The sequence below is a fragment of the Leptolyngbya sp. FACHB-541 genome (genome assembly GCF_014695875.1).
Classification (GTDB): domain Bacteria; phylum Cyanobacteriota; class Cyanobacteriia; order Elainellales; family Elainellaceae; genus JAAUTN01.
Map to the genome: position 1 here is coordinate 50,908 of NZ_JACJPC010000051.1, position 15,882 is coordinate 66,789.

17 protein-coding genes are annotated in these 15,882 nt (G+C 48.7%); 8 read left to right on the forward strand and 9 right to left on the reverse strand.

Annotated features, from left to right (window positions below):
* Window positions 1–3: 3 nt before the first annotated feature.
* The 3 genes from tilS to H6G00_RS10780 form a co-directional block, all read right to left on the reverse strand.
* Window positions 4–1,035, reverse strand: a complete 1,032-nt coding sequence (tilS, locus tag H6G00_RS10770; RefSeq protein ID WP_190796723.1) for a tRNA lysidine(34) synthetase TilS — start codon at window positions 1,033–1,035, stop codon at window positions 4–6.
* Between the two features lie 22 nt (window positions 1,036–1,057).
* Window positions 1,058–2,086 carry a c-type cytochrome biogenesis protein CcsB gene (ccsB, locus tag H6G00_RS10775; RefSeq protein ID WP_190796724.1) on the reverse strand — a complete coding sequence of 343 codons (1,029 nt, stop codon included), beginning with the start codon at window positions 2,084–2,086 and terminating at the stop codon, window positions 1,058–1,060.
* A gap of 87 nt (window positions 2,087–2,173) precedes the next feature.
* Window positions 2,174–3,064: a cation diffusion facilitator family transporter gene (locus tag H6G00_RS10780; protein WP_347278167.1), complete on the reverse strand. Its 891-nt coding sequence runs from the start codon at window positions 3,062–3,064 to the stop codon at window positions 2,174–2,176.
* A gap of 534 nt (window positions 3,065–3,598) precedes the next feature.
* Between H6G00_RS10780 and H6G00_RS10785 the strand changes: the two genes are divergently transcribed.
* The 3 genes from H6G00_RS10785 (at window position 3,599) to H6G00_RS10795 (ending at window position 5,611) form a co-directional block, all read left to right on the forward strand.
* Complete coding sequence (locus H6G00_RS10785; RefSeq protein ID WP_190796725.1) at window positions 3,599–4,654, forward strand: D-Ala-D-Ala carboxypeptidase family metallohydrolase; 1,056 nt, start codon at window positions 3,599–3,601, stop codon at window positions 4,652–4,654.
* Window positions 4,655–4,778: 124 nt separating this feature from the next.
* A complete protein-coding gene (locus tag H6G00_RS10790; RefSeq protein WP_190796726.1) occupies window positions 4,779–5,126 on the forward strand; it encodes a hypothetical protein in 348 nt (115 codons plus the stop codon).
* 98 nt (window positions 5,127–5,224) lie between these two features.
* Complete coding sequence (locus H6G00_RS10795; RefSeq protein WP_190682950.1) at window positions 5,225–5,611, forward strand: hypothetical protein; 387 nt, start codon at window positions 5,225–5,227, stop codon at window positions 5,609–5,611.
* 119 nt (window positions 5,612–5,730) lie between these two features.
* On the opposite strand, the gene H6G00_RS10800 is transcribed toward H6G00_RS10795, so the two are convergent.
* A complete protein-coding gene (locus tag H6G00_RS10800; RefSeq protein WP_190682948.1) occupies window positions 5,731–5,952 on the reverse strand; it encodes a DUF4327 family protein in 222 nt (73 codons plus the stop codon).
* A gap of 419 nt (window positions 5,953–6,371) precedes the next feature.
* Window positions 6,372–7,490: a 4-hydroxythreonine-4-phosphate dehydrogenase PdxA gene (gene pdxA, locus H6G00_RS10805; RefSeq protein WP_190796727.1), complete on the reverse strand. Its 1,119-nt coding sequence runs from the start codon at window positions 7,488–7,490 to the stop codon at window positions 6,372–6,374.
* Between the two features lie 71 nt (window positions 7,491–7,561).
* On the opposite strand from pdxA, the gene H6G00_RS10810 reads away from it, so the two are divergent.
* On the forward strand, window positions 7,562–7,666 hold the full coding sequence (locus H6G00_RS10810; protein ID WP_190642121.1) for a PetM family cytochrome b6-f complex subunit 7: 105 nt from the start codon (window positions 7,562–7,564) through the stop codon (window positions 7,664–7,666).
* A gap of 197 nt (window positions 7,667–7,863) precedes the next feature.
* Here H6G00_RS10810 and H6G00_RS10815 read toward each other — a convergent pair whose 3' ends face one another.
* Entirely contained in the window at window positions 7,864–8,283 is a 420-nt protein-coding gene (locus H6G00_RS10815) for a metalloregulator ArsR/SmtB family transcription factor (RefSeq protein ID WP_190642120.1), read from the reverse strand.
* 244 nt (window positions 8,284–8,527) lie between these two features.
* Between H6G00_RS10815 and H6G00_RS10820 the strand changes: the two genes are divergently transcribed.
* Window positions 8,528–9,505 (forward strand): SDR family oxidoreductase, encoded by a 978-nt coding sequence (locus H6G00_RS10820; protein ID WP_190796728.1) that lies wholly within the window; start codon window positions 8,528–8,530, stop codon window positions 9,503–9,505.
* A gap of 381 nt (window positions 9,506–9,886) precedes the next feature.
* Window positions 9,887–10,354 (forward strand): hemerythrin domain-containing protein, encoded by a 468-nt coding sequence (locus H6G00_RS10825; RefSeq protein ID WP_190642118.1) that lies wholly within the window; start codon window positions 9,887–9,889, stop codon window positions 10,352–10,354.
* Between the two features lie 230 nt (window positions 10,355–10,584).
* Here the strand turns inward: H6G00_RS10825 and H6G00_RS10830 are convergent, their stop codons facing one another.
* The 3 genes from H6G00_RS10830 to H6G00_RS10840 are packed head-to-tail and all read right to left on the reverse strand — an operon-like array spanning window position 10,585 to window position 14,575.
* Complete coding sequence (locus H6G00_RS10830; RefSeq protein ID WP_190796729.1) at window positions 10,585–10,938, reverse strand: zinc ribbon domain-containing protein; 354 nt, start codon at window positions 10,936–10,938, stop codon at window positions 10,585–10,587.
* Window positions 10,939–10,989: 51 nt separating this feature from the next.
* Window positions 10,990–12,774 (reverse strand): ABC transporter substrate-binding protein, encoded by a 1,785-nt coding sequence (locus H6G00_RS10835; protein WP_190796730.1) that lies wholly within the window; start codon window positions 12,772–12,774, stop codon window positions 10,990–10,992.
* Between the two features lie 13 nt (window positions 12,775–12,787).
* Complete coding sequence (locus H6G00_RS10840; RefSeq protein ID WP_190796731.1) at window positions 12,788–14,575, reverse strand: ABC transporter substrate-binding protein; 1,788 nt, start codon at window positions 14,573–14,575, stop codon at window positions 12,788–12,790.
* Window positions 14,576–14,772: 197 nt separating this feature from the next.
* Between H6G00_RS10840 and H6G00_RS10845 the strand changes: the two genes are divergently transcribed.
* Both H6G00_RS10845 and H6G00_RS36065 read left to right on the forward strand, forming a co-directional pair.
* The gene (locus H6G00_RS10845; RefSeq protein WP_190796732.1) at window positions 14,773–15,654 is read left to right on the forward strand and encodes a hypothetical protein; all 882 of its coding nucleotides are present in this window, start codon (window positions 14,773–14,775) and stop codon (window positions 15,652–15,654) included.
* A gap of 99 nt (window positions 15,655–15,753) precedes the next feature.
* Complete coding sequence (locus tag H6G00_RS36065; protein WP_277881866.1) at window positions 15,754–15,876, forward strand: hypothetical protein; 123 nt, start codon at window positions 15,754–15,756, stop codon at window positions 15,874–15,876.
* Window positions 15,877–15,882: the final 6 nt, after the last annotated feature.

Consider the following 15,882-nt stretch of genomic DNA (forward strand, 5'->3'; position numbering starts at 1 on the left):
ATTTTATGGATTGTTTGATGAATTGCTAGTGTGCAGGCAGATCCAGTCTCCCCGGACAACCGCGATCGCTCCTCCAGGAAAAGGGTCTGTTTGAGTGCGATTCGGCGCAGAGATAAGTGCAGTGAGCTTTTCGATCTGGTCAAAGTTAGGGGCTTCGGGTAAAACCTGTTGCAGCCATTGCCGCATGACTCGCCGCTGAAGGGCTGGGTGAGCCGACTTTAACACCAATCGGTTGAGTCGATGCTCTGAGCAATCTTCCTTTGAAGGGGACTGGTTTGATGTGGAAGGCTCTAGTGCGGTTGCTTGCTGTCGCAGGGCAGTAGTAGCTGTTTCTAAATAATTGATGTCGCCTCGCAGTAGCTCCGCCGTTTGCGATAGCGCTTGCTCAATTCGGGGGTTGAAGTGAGTTTTGAGGTAAGGCAACAGTTCCCGGCGAATGCGGTTGCGGGCGTAGTGTAGATCCTGATTAGTTGCATCTTGCCAAACCTGAAGCTGAGCCGTTTCACAAAACTGGGCTGTTTCAGCCCGGGTCATTTCGAGCAGCGGTCGGACAAGATGCAACCCAGGACTTAGCTCTCGCTGCCAGGTCAGGGCTTGCAGCCCATCTGCACCGCTGCCCCGCATCAGGTTGTAGAGCAATGTTTCAGCGCGATCGCTAGCCGTATGCCCTGTTGCAATGGCACTATAACCGTGTTTTCTTGCAATTTCAGCAAGCTCCCCATAGCGCCATTCTCGTGCTGCGGCTTCGCTTTTAGGTGGAGCGATTGCCACCACCCCAAAATAGGGAACTTGCCACTGTTGAGCTAATTGCTCAACGTAATCTGCATTCGCTGAGGAATCTGATCGCCAGCGGTGGTCGCAGTGAGCGATCGCCAAGGTCCAATTCCATTTAGGCTGTAAATCGAGCAGCAACCGCACCAGACATAGTGAGTCCTGTCCACCAGAAACCGCTACCAGCAGATGTTGACCCTTCTGCAACAAACCTCTAGCCCGAATGATTTGATGCACTGACGCATGAATTGCTGTCCAGGTCATGCGTCATAACCCACGAGCAACCCTAGAAAAACCAACCATAGCTATGTAAGCCCTTCCCTAAGATATTGACTCCCAGGTAACAGACCCAGACCACGACAAAGCCTGATGCTGCAAGGATCGCGGGACGGCGACCCTGCCAACCCCGAGTGATCCGGGCGTGCAGATAAGCTGCAAAAACGAGCCAGGTAATTAGCGCCCAAGTTTCCTTCGGGTCCCAACTCCAATAAGACCCCCAGGCTTCGTTTGCCCAAACGGCTCCAGCAATAATGCCAATCGTGAGCAGCGGAAATCCTAATCCAATGGTGCGATAGCTAATGTTGTCTAGTGTATCTGCCAAACTCAAGCGTTGAGGAGACAAAGGTTCAGTAGCAACAGGAGCAGAGGTTGCTACAGCATCTAATACAGCCGTGCCGCCTACAGCCTGACTCTCGATGGCTGAGGTCGTTTCAGCAACTACGACCATCTGGTTAGCTTCACTGGGTTTGCGGAGTTGACGGCGCGAATCGCGATAGGCTCCCGTGCCGACAGAACTGCCGCGCAGTTCAATGTTTTGACCGCGAGTGACGACCAAGAAAGCGATCGCCAGCAGTGCCCCAACCAGTAGCGCGGCATAGCTCAGCAACATGACGCTGACGTGCATCATTAGCCAGTTTGACTTGAGAGCAGGCACCAATGGCTCAGCGTTCTGCATTTGAGAGGGCAGAGTCAGCGTTGCAAAAGCCGTAATGCTCATCGCCACAGGTGCCGTAACGGTACCAACGAGGCGACTGCGGCTCGAGTTCTCCACCACCAGATGCACAGCAGTAATGCCCCATGCCAGAAAAAATAGTGACTCGTACAGATTGCTGAGGGGAAAATAACCTGCTTCGATCCAACGGGAGGCTAGAAGGGTCGCGATGCAAAGATTGGCGATCGCCATTCCCCCCGTTCCTAAAATTGCCAGGTAGGGAATTCGGGGAAACGCCGTACCGCCCCAATAAAGCAGCATGGTGACAAACAGAACGGCAAATGAGGCGTTATCAAGCCATCCCTGAAGCGAAACCAAATCCATGCGTTTCTTCTCCCCTTAAACTTCTCTCTCTATCCTATCGGTCTTCCTCTGCCTATAGGCGTATGGATTGATCCAAACCTCCATTCTTCACTCTTTGCTGTAGCTAATCTGGCTGGACTGATAGTTAGGTGGCTCGACATGAATGCTAATACGAACAGGGCCATATCTCTCTTCTAAATGGGTTTCTACGGCTTCTGTAATTTGGTGGGCTGCGGCTACGTCTTCAGCATCTACGATCAAATGCATTTCCATAAACACTTGCCGTCCTAATAGACCTCTAGAAGCAATATCGTGACAGTTGATCACACCGGGTACCTGCATCACGACCTGGTAGATTGCTTCTGGGGCGATCGCCATTTCATCCACTAGCCAGGGTAAGTTGGCCCGTAGCACCATCCACCCACTGCGAAACACCAGCAGCGCCACTGGAAATGCTAAGAAAATATCCAGCCATTGGTAGCCTAACCAAACGCCCAACAAGCTCACCAAAACTGTGATGGTGATCCAGATGTCGCTCATGGTGTGGTGAGCATCCGCAATCAGAATATTGCTACCCAACCGTTGCCCTACCCGCCGCTCGTAAAAGGCAACAAAAATATTCACTCCTAATACAAATAACACCAGCCATAGAGCGATCGCCGACAGTTCCACGGTCTGCCCACCTGCAAAGATTCGCTCGACTGCCCCCTGCAAAATTTCAAAACAGGCAATTCCTAGAAATGCGGCAATTCCCAACGCACCGACGGCTTCAAATTTTTGATGTCCGTAGGGATGGTCCCGGTCGGGTTCAGGTGAAGAAAATCTGCTGGCGATTAGTCCTAAAACATTGCTAGCACTATCGGTGACGCTATGCAGCGCATCTGCAATCAAACTGAGTGAACCTGTCCACCAACCTACTCCTGCTTTAATCAACATGACCAGCAGGTTAAGCAGCAGTGTGATCAGCAATACTCGACGCACCTGAGCGCGGTAGTCCACGGCTTTGTCTCACTTCAATAATGCTCTTCACCAAAATCACACGGAAATCACGGCATCTCAAGAAAAACAGATTGTGTACAAGAACCTATCTTTCCAATTTCTTAAATTCTGTGTAATGGCAACTGAACGTTATAACAATCCTCTTTGAAGCTACATCTAGAAACGGTATGAGATTGACGAGCGCGAATTCTGGCGGTTTAAGCGGTTTAAACGGTTGCTCAAACGGTTAAAAGCAACTGTATGATTGAAGACTATCAGCCTCCCCGACTCAATTCATGGCAGTATTTGACGAAAGGCGAATTTCATCTGGCGAAATAGTCCTTACGCGGCCAGACTTCAAATTTAGGCATCTTGAGATAAACGATAAACAAGGAGCTTAAGCTGAATGTCATTAAATTAGGATTTGAGCTACGTGGCTATTTAGTCTCAAGGCTATTGAATTCAAGGCAGTTGCAGCTTAGATTCCACTTTTGAAAAGAACCTAAGTGATGCCAAAAATATCACCCCAATAACCGTTTTAGTGAGGATCATCCTATGGTGCGTCAGGTCTTAAGAGTGACCCAAAACACCGTCTTTAAGCGTCGTCCCGTTTCGGCTTCAGAGCTAGAAACAGAGGAACGTTATAGCGTATCGGCGGGTGCTACGTTAGAAATTCAATCCTATGCTTACGCCGATGCAAACGGAGAATTTGATGGTCACATCAAGTTTGCGATCGCCAATCAAGCCTATTACATTCGCGGTATGAACACCTGGTATGTTTACAATCGCCATGCCCAAGTTGAGTTTGATGGCAAGGTGGTCTATCCGCAAGAAGAGCAGGCAGCCAGCTTTATTTTGAAGGTGACAGAAAACACACTATTTAAGCGTCGTCCTCTTCAGTCAGGGCAGTTGAGTGCTGAAGAGGTGCAGGCGATCGCCAAAGGTGCGTCTTTTGAGCTTCAGTCCTATGCCTATGCCAATGCTCAGGGAGACTTTAATAATCACATTAAATTTGCGTTAGAAAACCAAGAAGACTACATCCGAGGGTTGAGTTCCTGGTTTGTCTACGAACAGCACGCCCATGTCGAGTTTGACAACGATGTGGTCTACCCCATTCCTCAAGTTCCCAGTTCTACCCCATCGCCTACACCAAGTCCTGGAGCAGGAGCGCCCCGACCATTTCAAGGGAGAAGCTTTAAACTCCCTGGCAACCAGAGTACTTTCTACACCGATCAACCCATCATTCCGGGGGGTAGCTTTACTTGGGGGGAAGCGACTAAAAGCGGCACTCGTATTCCTAAAACGACCCAGGAAGTCAGTAACATTTTGGCTCTAGCAAGGCAGCTTCAGCGAGCTAGAAACCAGATTGGTAGACCGTTTAGAATTACATCCTGGTATCGCCCCGAGCCCTATAACACTCGGGTGGGTGGGGTAAGAAACAGCCAGCACTTAAGCGGCAGGGCTGCAGATATTTCTGTTGCTGGATATTCTGGGCGGCAGGTTGCAAATGCGGTAATGTCTTGGTGGCCAGGCGGTGTGGGAGTTTATCCTGGCAACCGCAGACATATTGTCCACCTTGATGTGGGCGGACGACGCAAATGGGGCTTTTGAGCAAGTGTTGAGCGCAGTGCAGGATACTGCAAGATTGATAGTGTTCCCTGCGCTAACACACCCTACAGTTCTGCCTGCAATTATCTTTTGACCTATTAATAACTAACTTATTGAGGAGTGCTGTATGTCTTCCCAACTCAGGCTGAATCTTGTTGAGGGATCTGTTTCGTTTAACTTTTCACCAGAGGCAGCAAAAGCGCTTCAGGCGGCGATCGCCACTCTAATGGATAGCCTTAGAGCCACTGCCTCTCATGCCACTTCGGGCGCGGGGAAGCCTAATCCCCAAAAACCAATGGAATACCAATATACCGGAGATGTCTTTTTAGAAATCTTTTGCAACCCGAATATATGGTCTAGCCCTTTTGCAGCAAAAGTTTTGATCACGCTGCGGGATGAACGTATTCGTCTCAGCACAGAAGCCGAGCTGACGCGTCTGATCGAAGATATCAACCAATATTTAGAACAGCAGTGAACCAGCGCAGCAAGGATCGAAAGCCCCCAGCAATTGCGATCGCCTCACTGGAAAGCGTAGAATCGGGGCAACAGAACGCCTAGCCTCTAAAAACCTTAATGAACTCAGACACTCTTCTCCAAATTGTCCAAAAAGGATTTCGCGTTACCCTGGGCGCGACTGCATCATTAATCGAAACCTTGCAAGATCCGCAACGTCGTGACGAAAACCTTTACAGGCTAAGAGCTGAACTAGGTCAACTCACTGAAGAATGGGCCGTAAAAGGTGAGATGACGGAGCAAGAAGCACGAAACTTTGTGGACACAATTTTGTCTCAACGCGCTGCTCAAACAAACTCCAGCGATACCCCTAGCACTCCTAACAGTTCCAGTACGGCAACGGCCGCTCCACCCGATGTGCAGCTTGATTTAGAAGAGCTGACTGCACAAATTGCTGCGATTCGGGCAGAGCTTGAGAGACTACGAGAGCAAGATTCACCATCTTAGTCTCGAAAAGTCCCTGACGCTCATTCTGGACTCACTTTGACACTTGCTGCACTGGCGATCGCCTAGTATCGCCAAGCGCGTGTCAGGGTGACTGATTGTTTTGTAGCTTCGCTTTGTGACTAATCGTTATCCCAATCTTCCCGCCCCAGCAGATCACCAATGCGATCGCGGAGCAGAAAGCTGCTTTTTTCTAACTCACATTCAACCCAAGTCCATTCCCGGGCGGGAATGTACTGGCAAAGAACATAAATGGGCTGATGACGGCTGATCACTCCTTGTTGAACGAGTTGACGAGCTTCATCCCGAATGAAGTCCATGGAGTATTGAATGGATTGGAGCATTGATTCACCCTCTGCTTTACCAACGTATTAACTGTGACGACCGAGAGCTTTGACCGAAAAATGAATAAAAGTGGAAGATTGCCGTATTAAAGCGAAATTAATAGACAAAATTGAACAGGTCGGCTAGCAAGCCCTTGACTTTGTAGCCCTCTATACTGAATCTTTCTTATCTTCAAGCTAAACACTATCTGATTATATTAATAAAAATTACGAAAGTCATCAAGTCCTGACATTTTCCCCTTCTCCTGTAATCTAACGAAAAGCCCCTAATGGTTTGTAGAGATGGATTAGAGGGTTTAGCTGATTTAATTGCGTGATTGCTATTTCTTCCCTAAGTCGTATGTCCGACTGACTCAGCCTATGCCCCAGAAAACCCGTTAACTCTAGATCCTCAAAGCTTGCTTTTGCTAGAACTGATACTATTCTTTAAACTTAACCGCTCGACTTTGATACAAAGTGGTGCGTTGCTGTACTAACTCTGCTGCCAGTTGCAAAGCTGCTTTCATGCTGGTCGCATCTGCAACCCCTCGCCTAGCAATATCAAAGGCCGTGCCATGATCAGGAGAAGTGCGGACAAACGGTAGCCCAATGGTAGTGTTGACGGCTCGGTCAAACGCCATTAACTTAACCGGAATTAGCCCCTGATCGTGGTAAAGCGCCAGGTACGCATCATGCGCTGACGATTGAGTAGTCCCGAACCAGGCTTGACCAGGACGCGTCCAGAGGGTGTCAGGTGGAACGGGTCCTTCCAGCTGGATATGAGGATAGCGATCGCCCATTTCTTTGAGCCAGGGAATCAACCAGTCCTGCTCTTCGTGCCCCAATTGCCCCTGTTCGCCACTGTGAGGGTTGAGCCCAGCGATCGCAATTCGCGGTTCAACAATGCCAAAGTCTTGCCGCAGACACAGCAGCAGCAGGTCTAACTTTGCGGTCATCAGTTGGGGCGAGAGGGCATCGGGCACCTGTCGCAGTGCAATGTGGGTCGTTGCCAACAGCGTTCGCAGCAGCCAACCCGTATGAGGCGATCGCGCCACAAACAGCATTCCAAATCGCTCAACCCCTGCCCGTTCGGCTAACAGTTCGGTTTGCCCTGGGTAATGATGTCCAGCCGCCTTCCAGGCAGATTTGGCGATCGGGGCAGTGACAATGCCCTGAAAGTCTCCTGCTAGTGTGTGGGCGATCGCCGTTTCCAAGAAGCTAAACCCGGCTGCACCACTCGCCGCATTGCCCGTTCCCAGTACAATCTGCTGCTCGGTCGACTCAGCTAGCGGCACATCCAAGATGGTTAAGTTTTGCGGATCTGCTAAATCGTTACCTGATTGCCCCTGAGAAATTAGGGACTTCTGTAAAGTTTCGTAAGTGTTTTGTAATAATCTGCGACTGCCGATCACAGTCACATCACAGTTTGTTGTTGCTGGATCGACAAGCGCTTTTAATACAACTTCAGCCCCAATGCCTGCCGGATCACCCAGGGCGATCGCCAATCGAGGACGCGGAGCCGCTGTACTGGAAACTGGAATTGTAGGTGTGAGAAACATGGCTACAAACTGCTTTAGAATACTTCAGATAGGTTTGAAAATCCGATTCATCTGCATACAGGAGAACTTGAGTGAACGGCGAAATCTTTAATGCTGCAATATTGGCTTCTACCCTAATTCTGGTAGGACTGGGAATGGGGTTCCTGCTGCTGAGAATTCAAGGCGGCGAAGAATAAGGAGATCTTGTAGAAAAGAACTTTACCCTCTGGTAGGGGCAGGTTTTGCTATCTTTGCCCTTGGCTGACGGCATTATTGCTAAACCTGCCCCCACAGACGTTTTGTTCACCAAAATTCTCTAAAACAGCATCTGATCTCATAGGCAACTTAACTTCAGATCTAAGAAGATCTAAGGTACTTATTTCTAAAATTGAAGCTATTCTTCTGGCTCATCCAGATGTTCAGCCACTTCGTGGTAGAGATTCAGAACGTGGCTATCTTTCAGGTAATAAAAAACATTTCGCCCTTGCTTGCGATAGCTGACTAGCCGCAACGCCCGCAACGCCCGCAGTTGATGGGAAACGGCTGACTCGCTCATCTTGACGATCGCCGCTAGATCACATACGCATAGCTCTTGAATTGCCAGAGCAGACAAAATCCGAAGACGGTTTGCGTCTCCCAGCAAGCTAAAAAACTCCGCCATCCGCTGAGACTTTTCAACACTGAGAATATCTCGATGCAGATTGCGAACATTGCTCAAATCAACTGGATGCTGAACCGTGCAGTTGAGATCGCGGTCTGCCTGAGATAACTTTGCCTTCGGTGTTTTAGCCGTAGAAGAATCCGAGATAGCCATAGGGAGTACAAAAGGAAGAACAAGGGCAACTGTCGGAAGACAGTCCCTACTCTATACCTACCCTATCAGCTTTATAAGGAGGGCGATCGCCCTGAGAGTTGAATCATCGCTGTCTACTGAGACAAAGAGCTATGCTTCTAATCTGGCGATTGCCAATTCATCACCCCAGGCAAATGAATGCGGAATAAATGAGTAGTTTCTGATAATCTTATAAAAAGTTAATGATCTTCTTATTGAATCTCTCATGACCTTATTGATCGTAGGTGCGACTGGCACCTTGGGAAGACAAGTGACCCGTCGCGCCCTCGATGAGGGATACGAAGTGCGCTGTCTCGTTCGAGGTTTTAAGAAAGCGGCCTTCCTGAAGGAATGGGGCGCTGAACTGGTGAAGGGAGACTTGCGTGATCCTGAAAGTATTACTGCCGCACTCAAGGGGGTAACGGCTGTCATTGATGCTGCAACTACCCGTCCGACTGATTCACTTAGCATCAGTCAGGTTGACTGGGAAGGCAAAGTATCCCTGATTCAGGCAGCAAAAGCAGCTAACGTCGAACGATTCATCTTTTTCTCAATTCTGGATGCAGAAAAATATCCCGATGTGCCGTTGATGCAGATCAAGTCCTGTACCGAAGCCTTCCTGGCTGAATCAGGATTGAACTACACCATTCTGCGCCCCTGCGGATTTTTACAGGGCTTAATCGGTCAATATGCCATCCCCATCTTAGAACGCCAGTCTGTCTGGGTGATGGGTGACACCTCCCCGCTCGCCTACATGGATACCCAAGACATCGCCAAATTTGCGGTGCGATCGCTCAAAATTCCCGAAACCGCAAACCAATCTTTTCCGGTTGTAGGTTCACGTGCGTGGGGAGCTTACGAAATCATTCGCCTCTGTGAACGGCTATCTGGGCAGGAAGCAAAAGTGTCTCGAATGCCCATCGGGTTGCTGCGGGCTGTCCGCCGAATTGCTCGATTTTTCCAATGGGGCTGGAACTTGTCCGATCGCCTCGCCTTCACGGAAGTCATCGCCACCGGTAAGCCACTACAGGCTTCAATGGATCGCACTTACGAAGTATTTGAAATTGAGCCCAAAGAGATCACTACTCTAGAAGCTTATATGCAGGAATATTTCAACCGCATTATGAAGAAGCTGCGGGAGTTAGACTACGAAAAAGAAAAAGCTAAAGCAAAAAAGAAAACTCCATTCAAAAAGCAAAGCTGAGTGCAAACCGCTAAGGGAAAAGCATTCAGCTATAGGTATGTATAGGGGCGTGGCATTCGGCAGACAAACTCTGGGATAGTCCAAGAGTGTTCGCCTAAATGCCACGTTTTTTTAGTGAATACTTTCTACTATCCAAGTATTCAAGCACTTCCTTAATCTGTCTTTCACTAAGTTATTCTGCTTAATTTTCAAATTTAATCAGATCAATTTTTTCTATCTCCAAAGTCTGAACTGTTTCTCTAAAATTTAGTAGATTCTTGACTCAGTCAGAAGAGTGATGAGTCTGAAAATTTCCCGTGCCATGATCTGAGAGAGTCGGGTTCAAAACCTGGCTGGAAAAAATGAAACAGTTTTCATAACTTTTTGGGATAGGAGAACATCATGGCTAAGGCAAAAGACATTTTGACATTAATTGAAGCCGATCATCGTAAGGTTGAAGAGCTATTTGAAGAACTGGAAAAAAGCAAAAGCTCTAAGAAAACCTACGAATGTTTGACTCAAATCTACAAGGAATTGAATCTACACGCTAAAGCTGAAGAGCTAGTTTTTTATCCAGCTATGCGGGAATATGATGAAACTGCTGAATTTATTGAAGAGGCAGAAGAAGAACATGAAGAAGCAGAAGTTCTTCTAGAAGAAATTAAGACAATGAGCCCCAGTGATGACCAGTTCAAGACGAAGATTGAGCAGCTTAAAAAAGCAGTTCAGCATCACGTCGAAGAAGAGGAAAGTGAAATCTTTGAAGCCGTCCGAGAATGCATGGAGGATGACGAACTGAAGTCTTTAGGCAAAGAGTTTCAAGACGCAAAAGCGAAGTTGGAAGGAGAGGTTGTTGCTGCAATCAAGTAGCAGTGACCCCTACAATACCAACCTTCCTTAAGGCTGCACATAGAAATGGTATAAGCAGAAAATATCCCCGTAGGGGCTTAGTATTCGGTAGACGGACTATGAAATAGCCCGAAAACTCTTGCCCGAATGCTAAGCCCCTCCATTATTTTTGGACAGCAGATGTCTTTACAGATGTGTTTAAAGACAAATTAGGCTTTTCAAATCCTCCCTGGAAATCGACTCAGAAAGCATCAAGACAGAGCAATCAAGATACTAATTAATAGAATCGTTCCTACAACGAACCAAACTGCGTTGCGACTAAACCAGCTTCTTGCTAGAGAAGTCCATTTTGGCTTGTAGGGTGTGACCTGCCGAATCTGCTGGGACTGGTCAACGTAGAGTGTGCAGTCCTTAGCATAGGGACGCTGGGGAAAGTTGCAGGTGTCATCGGCATGATAGAGACAGGTTGGACAGAGATAGTCTCCCGCATCTGCACGATGCAGGGGGATACCGGGATGCCCGAAGGCTTTGAGCGGTAAGCGGCAGTGGGGGCAGGCGATCGCCTGCACTTCAACGGGCTGATGACAACGAGGACACTCAGACATCAACAAACTCTGGGTAGTCAATGGACGTGGGCTACCCCAATCCTAGCCCAGCTAATTCTCAGCAACTCGGAGGTCAGGCAGATTCCATAAAGGTCCGCCTAGAGAAGAATACTCTATGCCCTGGACTGTATTGCGAACTGCAGCCATGTCCAAGGCGTTGACCAAATAGATAAATGGCAGGTGTTCCTGCATTAATTGCTGAGCCTGAGCGTAGATTTCCCTACGTCCGGCTTCATCCAAAATCTGTGACCCTCTGACATAAAGGCTAGCGATTTCGCGTTCCCAATCGGCAAACTGTTGCCCTTCAACGGGAGGTTGCCCTGCGGTAGGTGCCTGGTTGAAGGTATGCAAGCTGCCGTCTAATGCCCAAACTGCTGACCAGCCGTGAGGTTCAGTGCTTGCAGTGATACCCCCCAGGTAAGCGTCCCACTCAAAGGTATTGCCCAGTCGGTTAATCAGAGTGTTGAAATCAATCGGCTGAAAATCGACCTGCATCCCAATTTGAGCCAGGTCTTGCTTGATTTGGGCACCAATAGTTGCAATTCGTCTGCCGCCAGAATTGGTTAAAAGGGTGAATTGAACTCGATTGCCCTCTGCATCCAGCAATTGACCTGCACTGTTGTACTGAAATCCTGCACTGGTCAGTAACTCTTTTGCTTGCTCTAGATTGTAGTCGTAGGTTTTTAAGCCTTCCTGTGGAGAAAGATAGTAGATGCTCTGTACTGGAATTGGGGAATTTTGGGCTTCACCTAATCCCAAGAAGATGTTGTTGATCATCGTGGGGCGATCGATCGCCTGAGCGACTGCCTGACGAAATTCCAAGGTGTTGAACCAGCGCGATTTGATTGGGTCAACGATTGGTTGTCCATTACGGCTGGCTTGATTCAAGTTGAAGCAGAAATAGAGCGCACTGGTGTCTGGACCGCCTTGATAAATACTGAAGTTTCCTCTGTTTTCTTCTTTCTTTAGCAATTGAAAGGTGGAGGCTGAGATTTCGATCAGATCGGAGCCACCAGAGCGAAATTCGAGCAGGGCTGTGTCGGTGTTCTCAATAATCTGCCAGACAAACCGTTCAACATAAGGTTTAGGATTGCCTTGCTCATCCTGCTGCCAGTAGTAGGGGTTACGGCGCATGACGACCCGCTCTGCGGGGGAATAGCTGACCATGACATAGGGTCCGTTGCCGACGATTTCTCCAGGGTCGGTACCAGTGCCCCAAGTGGAGAGAAATAACGGTTCCCCGGCTGAATTTTTTGTTTCAACGGCTTCACGTAGTTTATGGGCTGGCAAGATGGGTGCGCCGCCACCGTAGAGCAAGAGGGGAGCAAAGGGCTCGGGGGAGACAAACTCGATTTGGCGATCGCCCACCTTTCTCACAGTCGGTAACGCTCCACTTTCGCCAATTCGCAGCACGTCTCGCGTGGGAGCCGGGATTTCTTCGTTTAGATAAACGTCGTTGAAGGTAAAAACTACGTCATCTGCCGTCAGCGGCTCCCCATCTGACCACTTCAGCCCTTCGCGCAGGGTAAACGTAATTCTCAAGTTATCGTCTGAGACTTCCCATGATTCTGCTTGAGCCGGAATAATTTCCCCAGTCATGCCATCACTGGTAATCAAGCCCTCATAGATGTAGCCAAATACATTAGGAGCTGCTTGGTTGAGCGCATAGTTAAAGGTAGAGGGATCAGTGCCAACGGAGGCAACCATTTGAGGAACCTGAGTGGCTTCAGCTTTGAAGCGATCGAGGCTGCATGAGTTGAGGGCGATCGCCACTACTGACAGCAGCACCAGGCTTGCTCGACGCAGAGAAATTTTTGAGAATACGGAAAAAAACATTGAGCTAGAAAACTTAATTTTCAGTGACTTGAAGTTCGTAGAGATTCCAGATCGGCCCGCCTAATGCAGAATACTTTACGCCTTCAATGCGATCGCGCACAGCCATCAAAGACAGCGGGTTGACCAAATAGATAAACGGCAAATATTCCTGTGCCAAGCGCTGGGTTTGCCCATAGATGACTTTGCGCTTTTCGTCGTCCAGTTCTTGACCGCCCTGAACATAAAGTCGACTAATCTCTAATTCCCAATCTGTGACTTCACGCCCTTCGATAGGAGTTTGCCCTTGTGCGGGTGCCTGGTTGAAGACGTGGAGTCTGCCATCGACTGACCAGGTATTTCTGCCGCCATCTGGCTCAATCCCGGCTCCACCAATGCCTAATATCAGTGCCTCCCAATCAAGGCTGTTATCGAGCTTATCTACCAAGGTGTTGAATGAAATTGGTTGAAAGTCAACCTGAATGCCAATTTGGGACAAATCTTGCTTAAATTGTGATCCCAACGCTTCACGCACTTTATTTCCAGCATTGGTAATCAGGTTAAAGCGCACCCGATTGCCCTCTGCATCCAGCAGTTGCCCTGCGCTGTTGTACTTAAATCCGGCGCTTTCGAGTAACTCTTTTGCTTTAGCCGGGTCGTATTCGTAGGTGGGTAAGCCCTGCTCTGGCGACAAGTAGTAAGGATTTTGAATGTAAATGGGGGAGTTTTGAGGAACGCCCAACCCCTGGTAAATGTTGTTGATCATGGTGGGGCGATCGATTGCATAGGCGATCGCCCTCCGAAACTCCAGTGAGTTAAACCAGCGTGACTTAACCGGATCGATCAAAGGCGTTCCATTTCGGCTGCCCTTGTTCAGGTTGAATGTCAAAAAGGTTGTACTGAGCGCTGGACCACCCTCATAAATAGTGAAATTACCCCTTCTTTCTTCTCGTTTGGTCAGCGCAAAGTATTCAGGTGGAATGGCTTCAACGTCTAATCCACCCGAACGAAACTGCATTAGAGAAGTGTCCGTTGATTCGACGATTTCAAGCACAACGCGCTCAATGTAGGGCTGCGGGTTGCCTTGGGCATCTTTGCGCCAGTAATAGGGATTTCGCTCTAGCACAATCCGTTGAGTTGGCGCATAGTTCGCAATGTAGTAAGGTCCACTGCCCACAATTTCAGCTGGAGGGGTATCTGTTCCCAAAGCCGAAAGAAAGAAAGGATTGCCTTCTGAATCTGTCTGTTCTATAGAGTTCTGCAAGGCGTGTTGAGGCAAAACTTCGCCCAACCCCGCAAACCGTAGCAGGGGCGCAAAGGGTTCAGGAGAGCGAAACTCAACCCGACGCTCATCTAATTTCCTAACGCTTGGAAAAGCTCCTGTCTCGCCAATCCGAAAGATGTCTTGAACACTGCTGGGAACCTTTTCGTTGAAGACGATGCTGTTGTAGGTAAAGACGACATCGTCTACCGTCAAAGGCTCGCCGTCAGACCATTTCAAATCTTCCTGCAAGGTGAAAATAATGCTTTGCTGGTCGTCTGAAATTTCCCACTTTTCTGCGATTCCCGGTTCTAGCTCACCTGTTAGCCCGTTTTGGGAGAGTAGCCCTTCGTAGATGTAAGCCAGGACATCGCTGGACTCGGTGTTAATAATTGGGTTAAAGGTTTTGGGGTCGCTGAGGCTGCTGACTACAATTCGCGGAACCTGAGCTGCCTCGGTTTTGAACGAGTTGAGACTGCATGAACTGAGGGCGATCGCCACCACCGATAGCAGCACCACCAGCATCTTTCGCCAGGAAATTCTTGACCACACAGCAGAAATCATCCAACAGATTGAACGGAACTTCTTTGCATCATAAACGCTGAGGCTTGAAGTGAGTGTTGCCTACTCTGCGGCGGTCTATTCTTCTAAAGGTAGATCAGCAAAAACGGTTGCAATGAAACAATGAGGCAGATGTTACTACCCATAGTTGCAACGAATCACAGTTACGAAGAATAGCCTCTCACTTCATCACTGCTCCCATGAATTTTAACTTTTCCGACATTTTCTGGATTTTGCTACTGATCGCCTCTGTTCAACCTGCGTGGCAGCGGCAAACCGTTGAGCTACGACGCATCCAGGCACTGAAAGAATTTGAACGGCGACGAGATACGCGCGTTATTTTGCTGATTCACCGACAGGAATCTATTAACCTGTTGGGAATTCCGCTTTCGCGCTTTATCAGCATCGAAGATTCAGAACAAATTTTGCGGGCAATTCGCCTGACTCCGCCCGCAACTCCGATCGATCTGATTCTGCATACGCCCGGAGGTTTGGTGCTGGCGACTGAGCAAATTGCTAGAGCGCTGATTCGCCACCCTTCTAAAGTCACCGTGTTTGTGCCGCACTATGCCATGAGTGGCGGCACGATGCTGGCACTGGCGGCTGACGAAATTGTGATGGATGAAAACGCGGTGCTGGGGCCGGTTGATCCACAGTTGGGTAACTTTCCAGCCGCTAGCATTTTGCGGGTCAGGCAAGACAAGCCCATCGGTGAAGTGGATGACCAGACGCTAATTATGGCGGATATTGCTCAAAAGGCGATTGCCCAGGTACAGCGTTTTGTCCGCACATTGCTAGAAGATGAAGTGCCTAAAAGGAAAATTTCGCCTGAAAAAATAGATTCGATCATTGAAGCAATTACCACGGGGCGTGTCACTCACGACTATCCGATCACGGTCGAAGAAGCCAAAGAAATGGGTTTGCCGATCAATACCGATATGCCCACCTCAATTTATCAACTGATGGATCTGTATCCTCAGCCACGCGGCGGTCGTCCCAGTGTGCAATACATTCCCATGCCCTATGAGCCTCGTCCCCGCCTGCCAGAACCCGGAGGCACTTCACCTCAGCCGCAGCGCTAGGAGTTTAACCTGCCCACCTGTAGGGGCGATTCGCGAATCGCCCCTACATAAAATTTCTCGTTAAGCTGTTGGTTAAATCTAGTTTATGGAGATATTAATATGAGCAATTCAAATCAGAATGAAGACAAAAACATCATTAAAGTGGATGCTGTTACGCTGACAGCGATTGTGGTGGGGCTGTTGTTATTGCCCTTGCTGTTGACTGGATCTATTTCCCAGTAAGCTTTA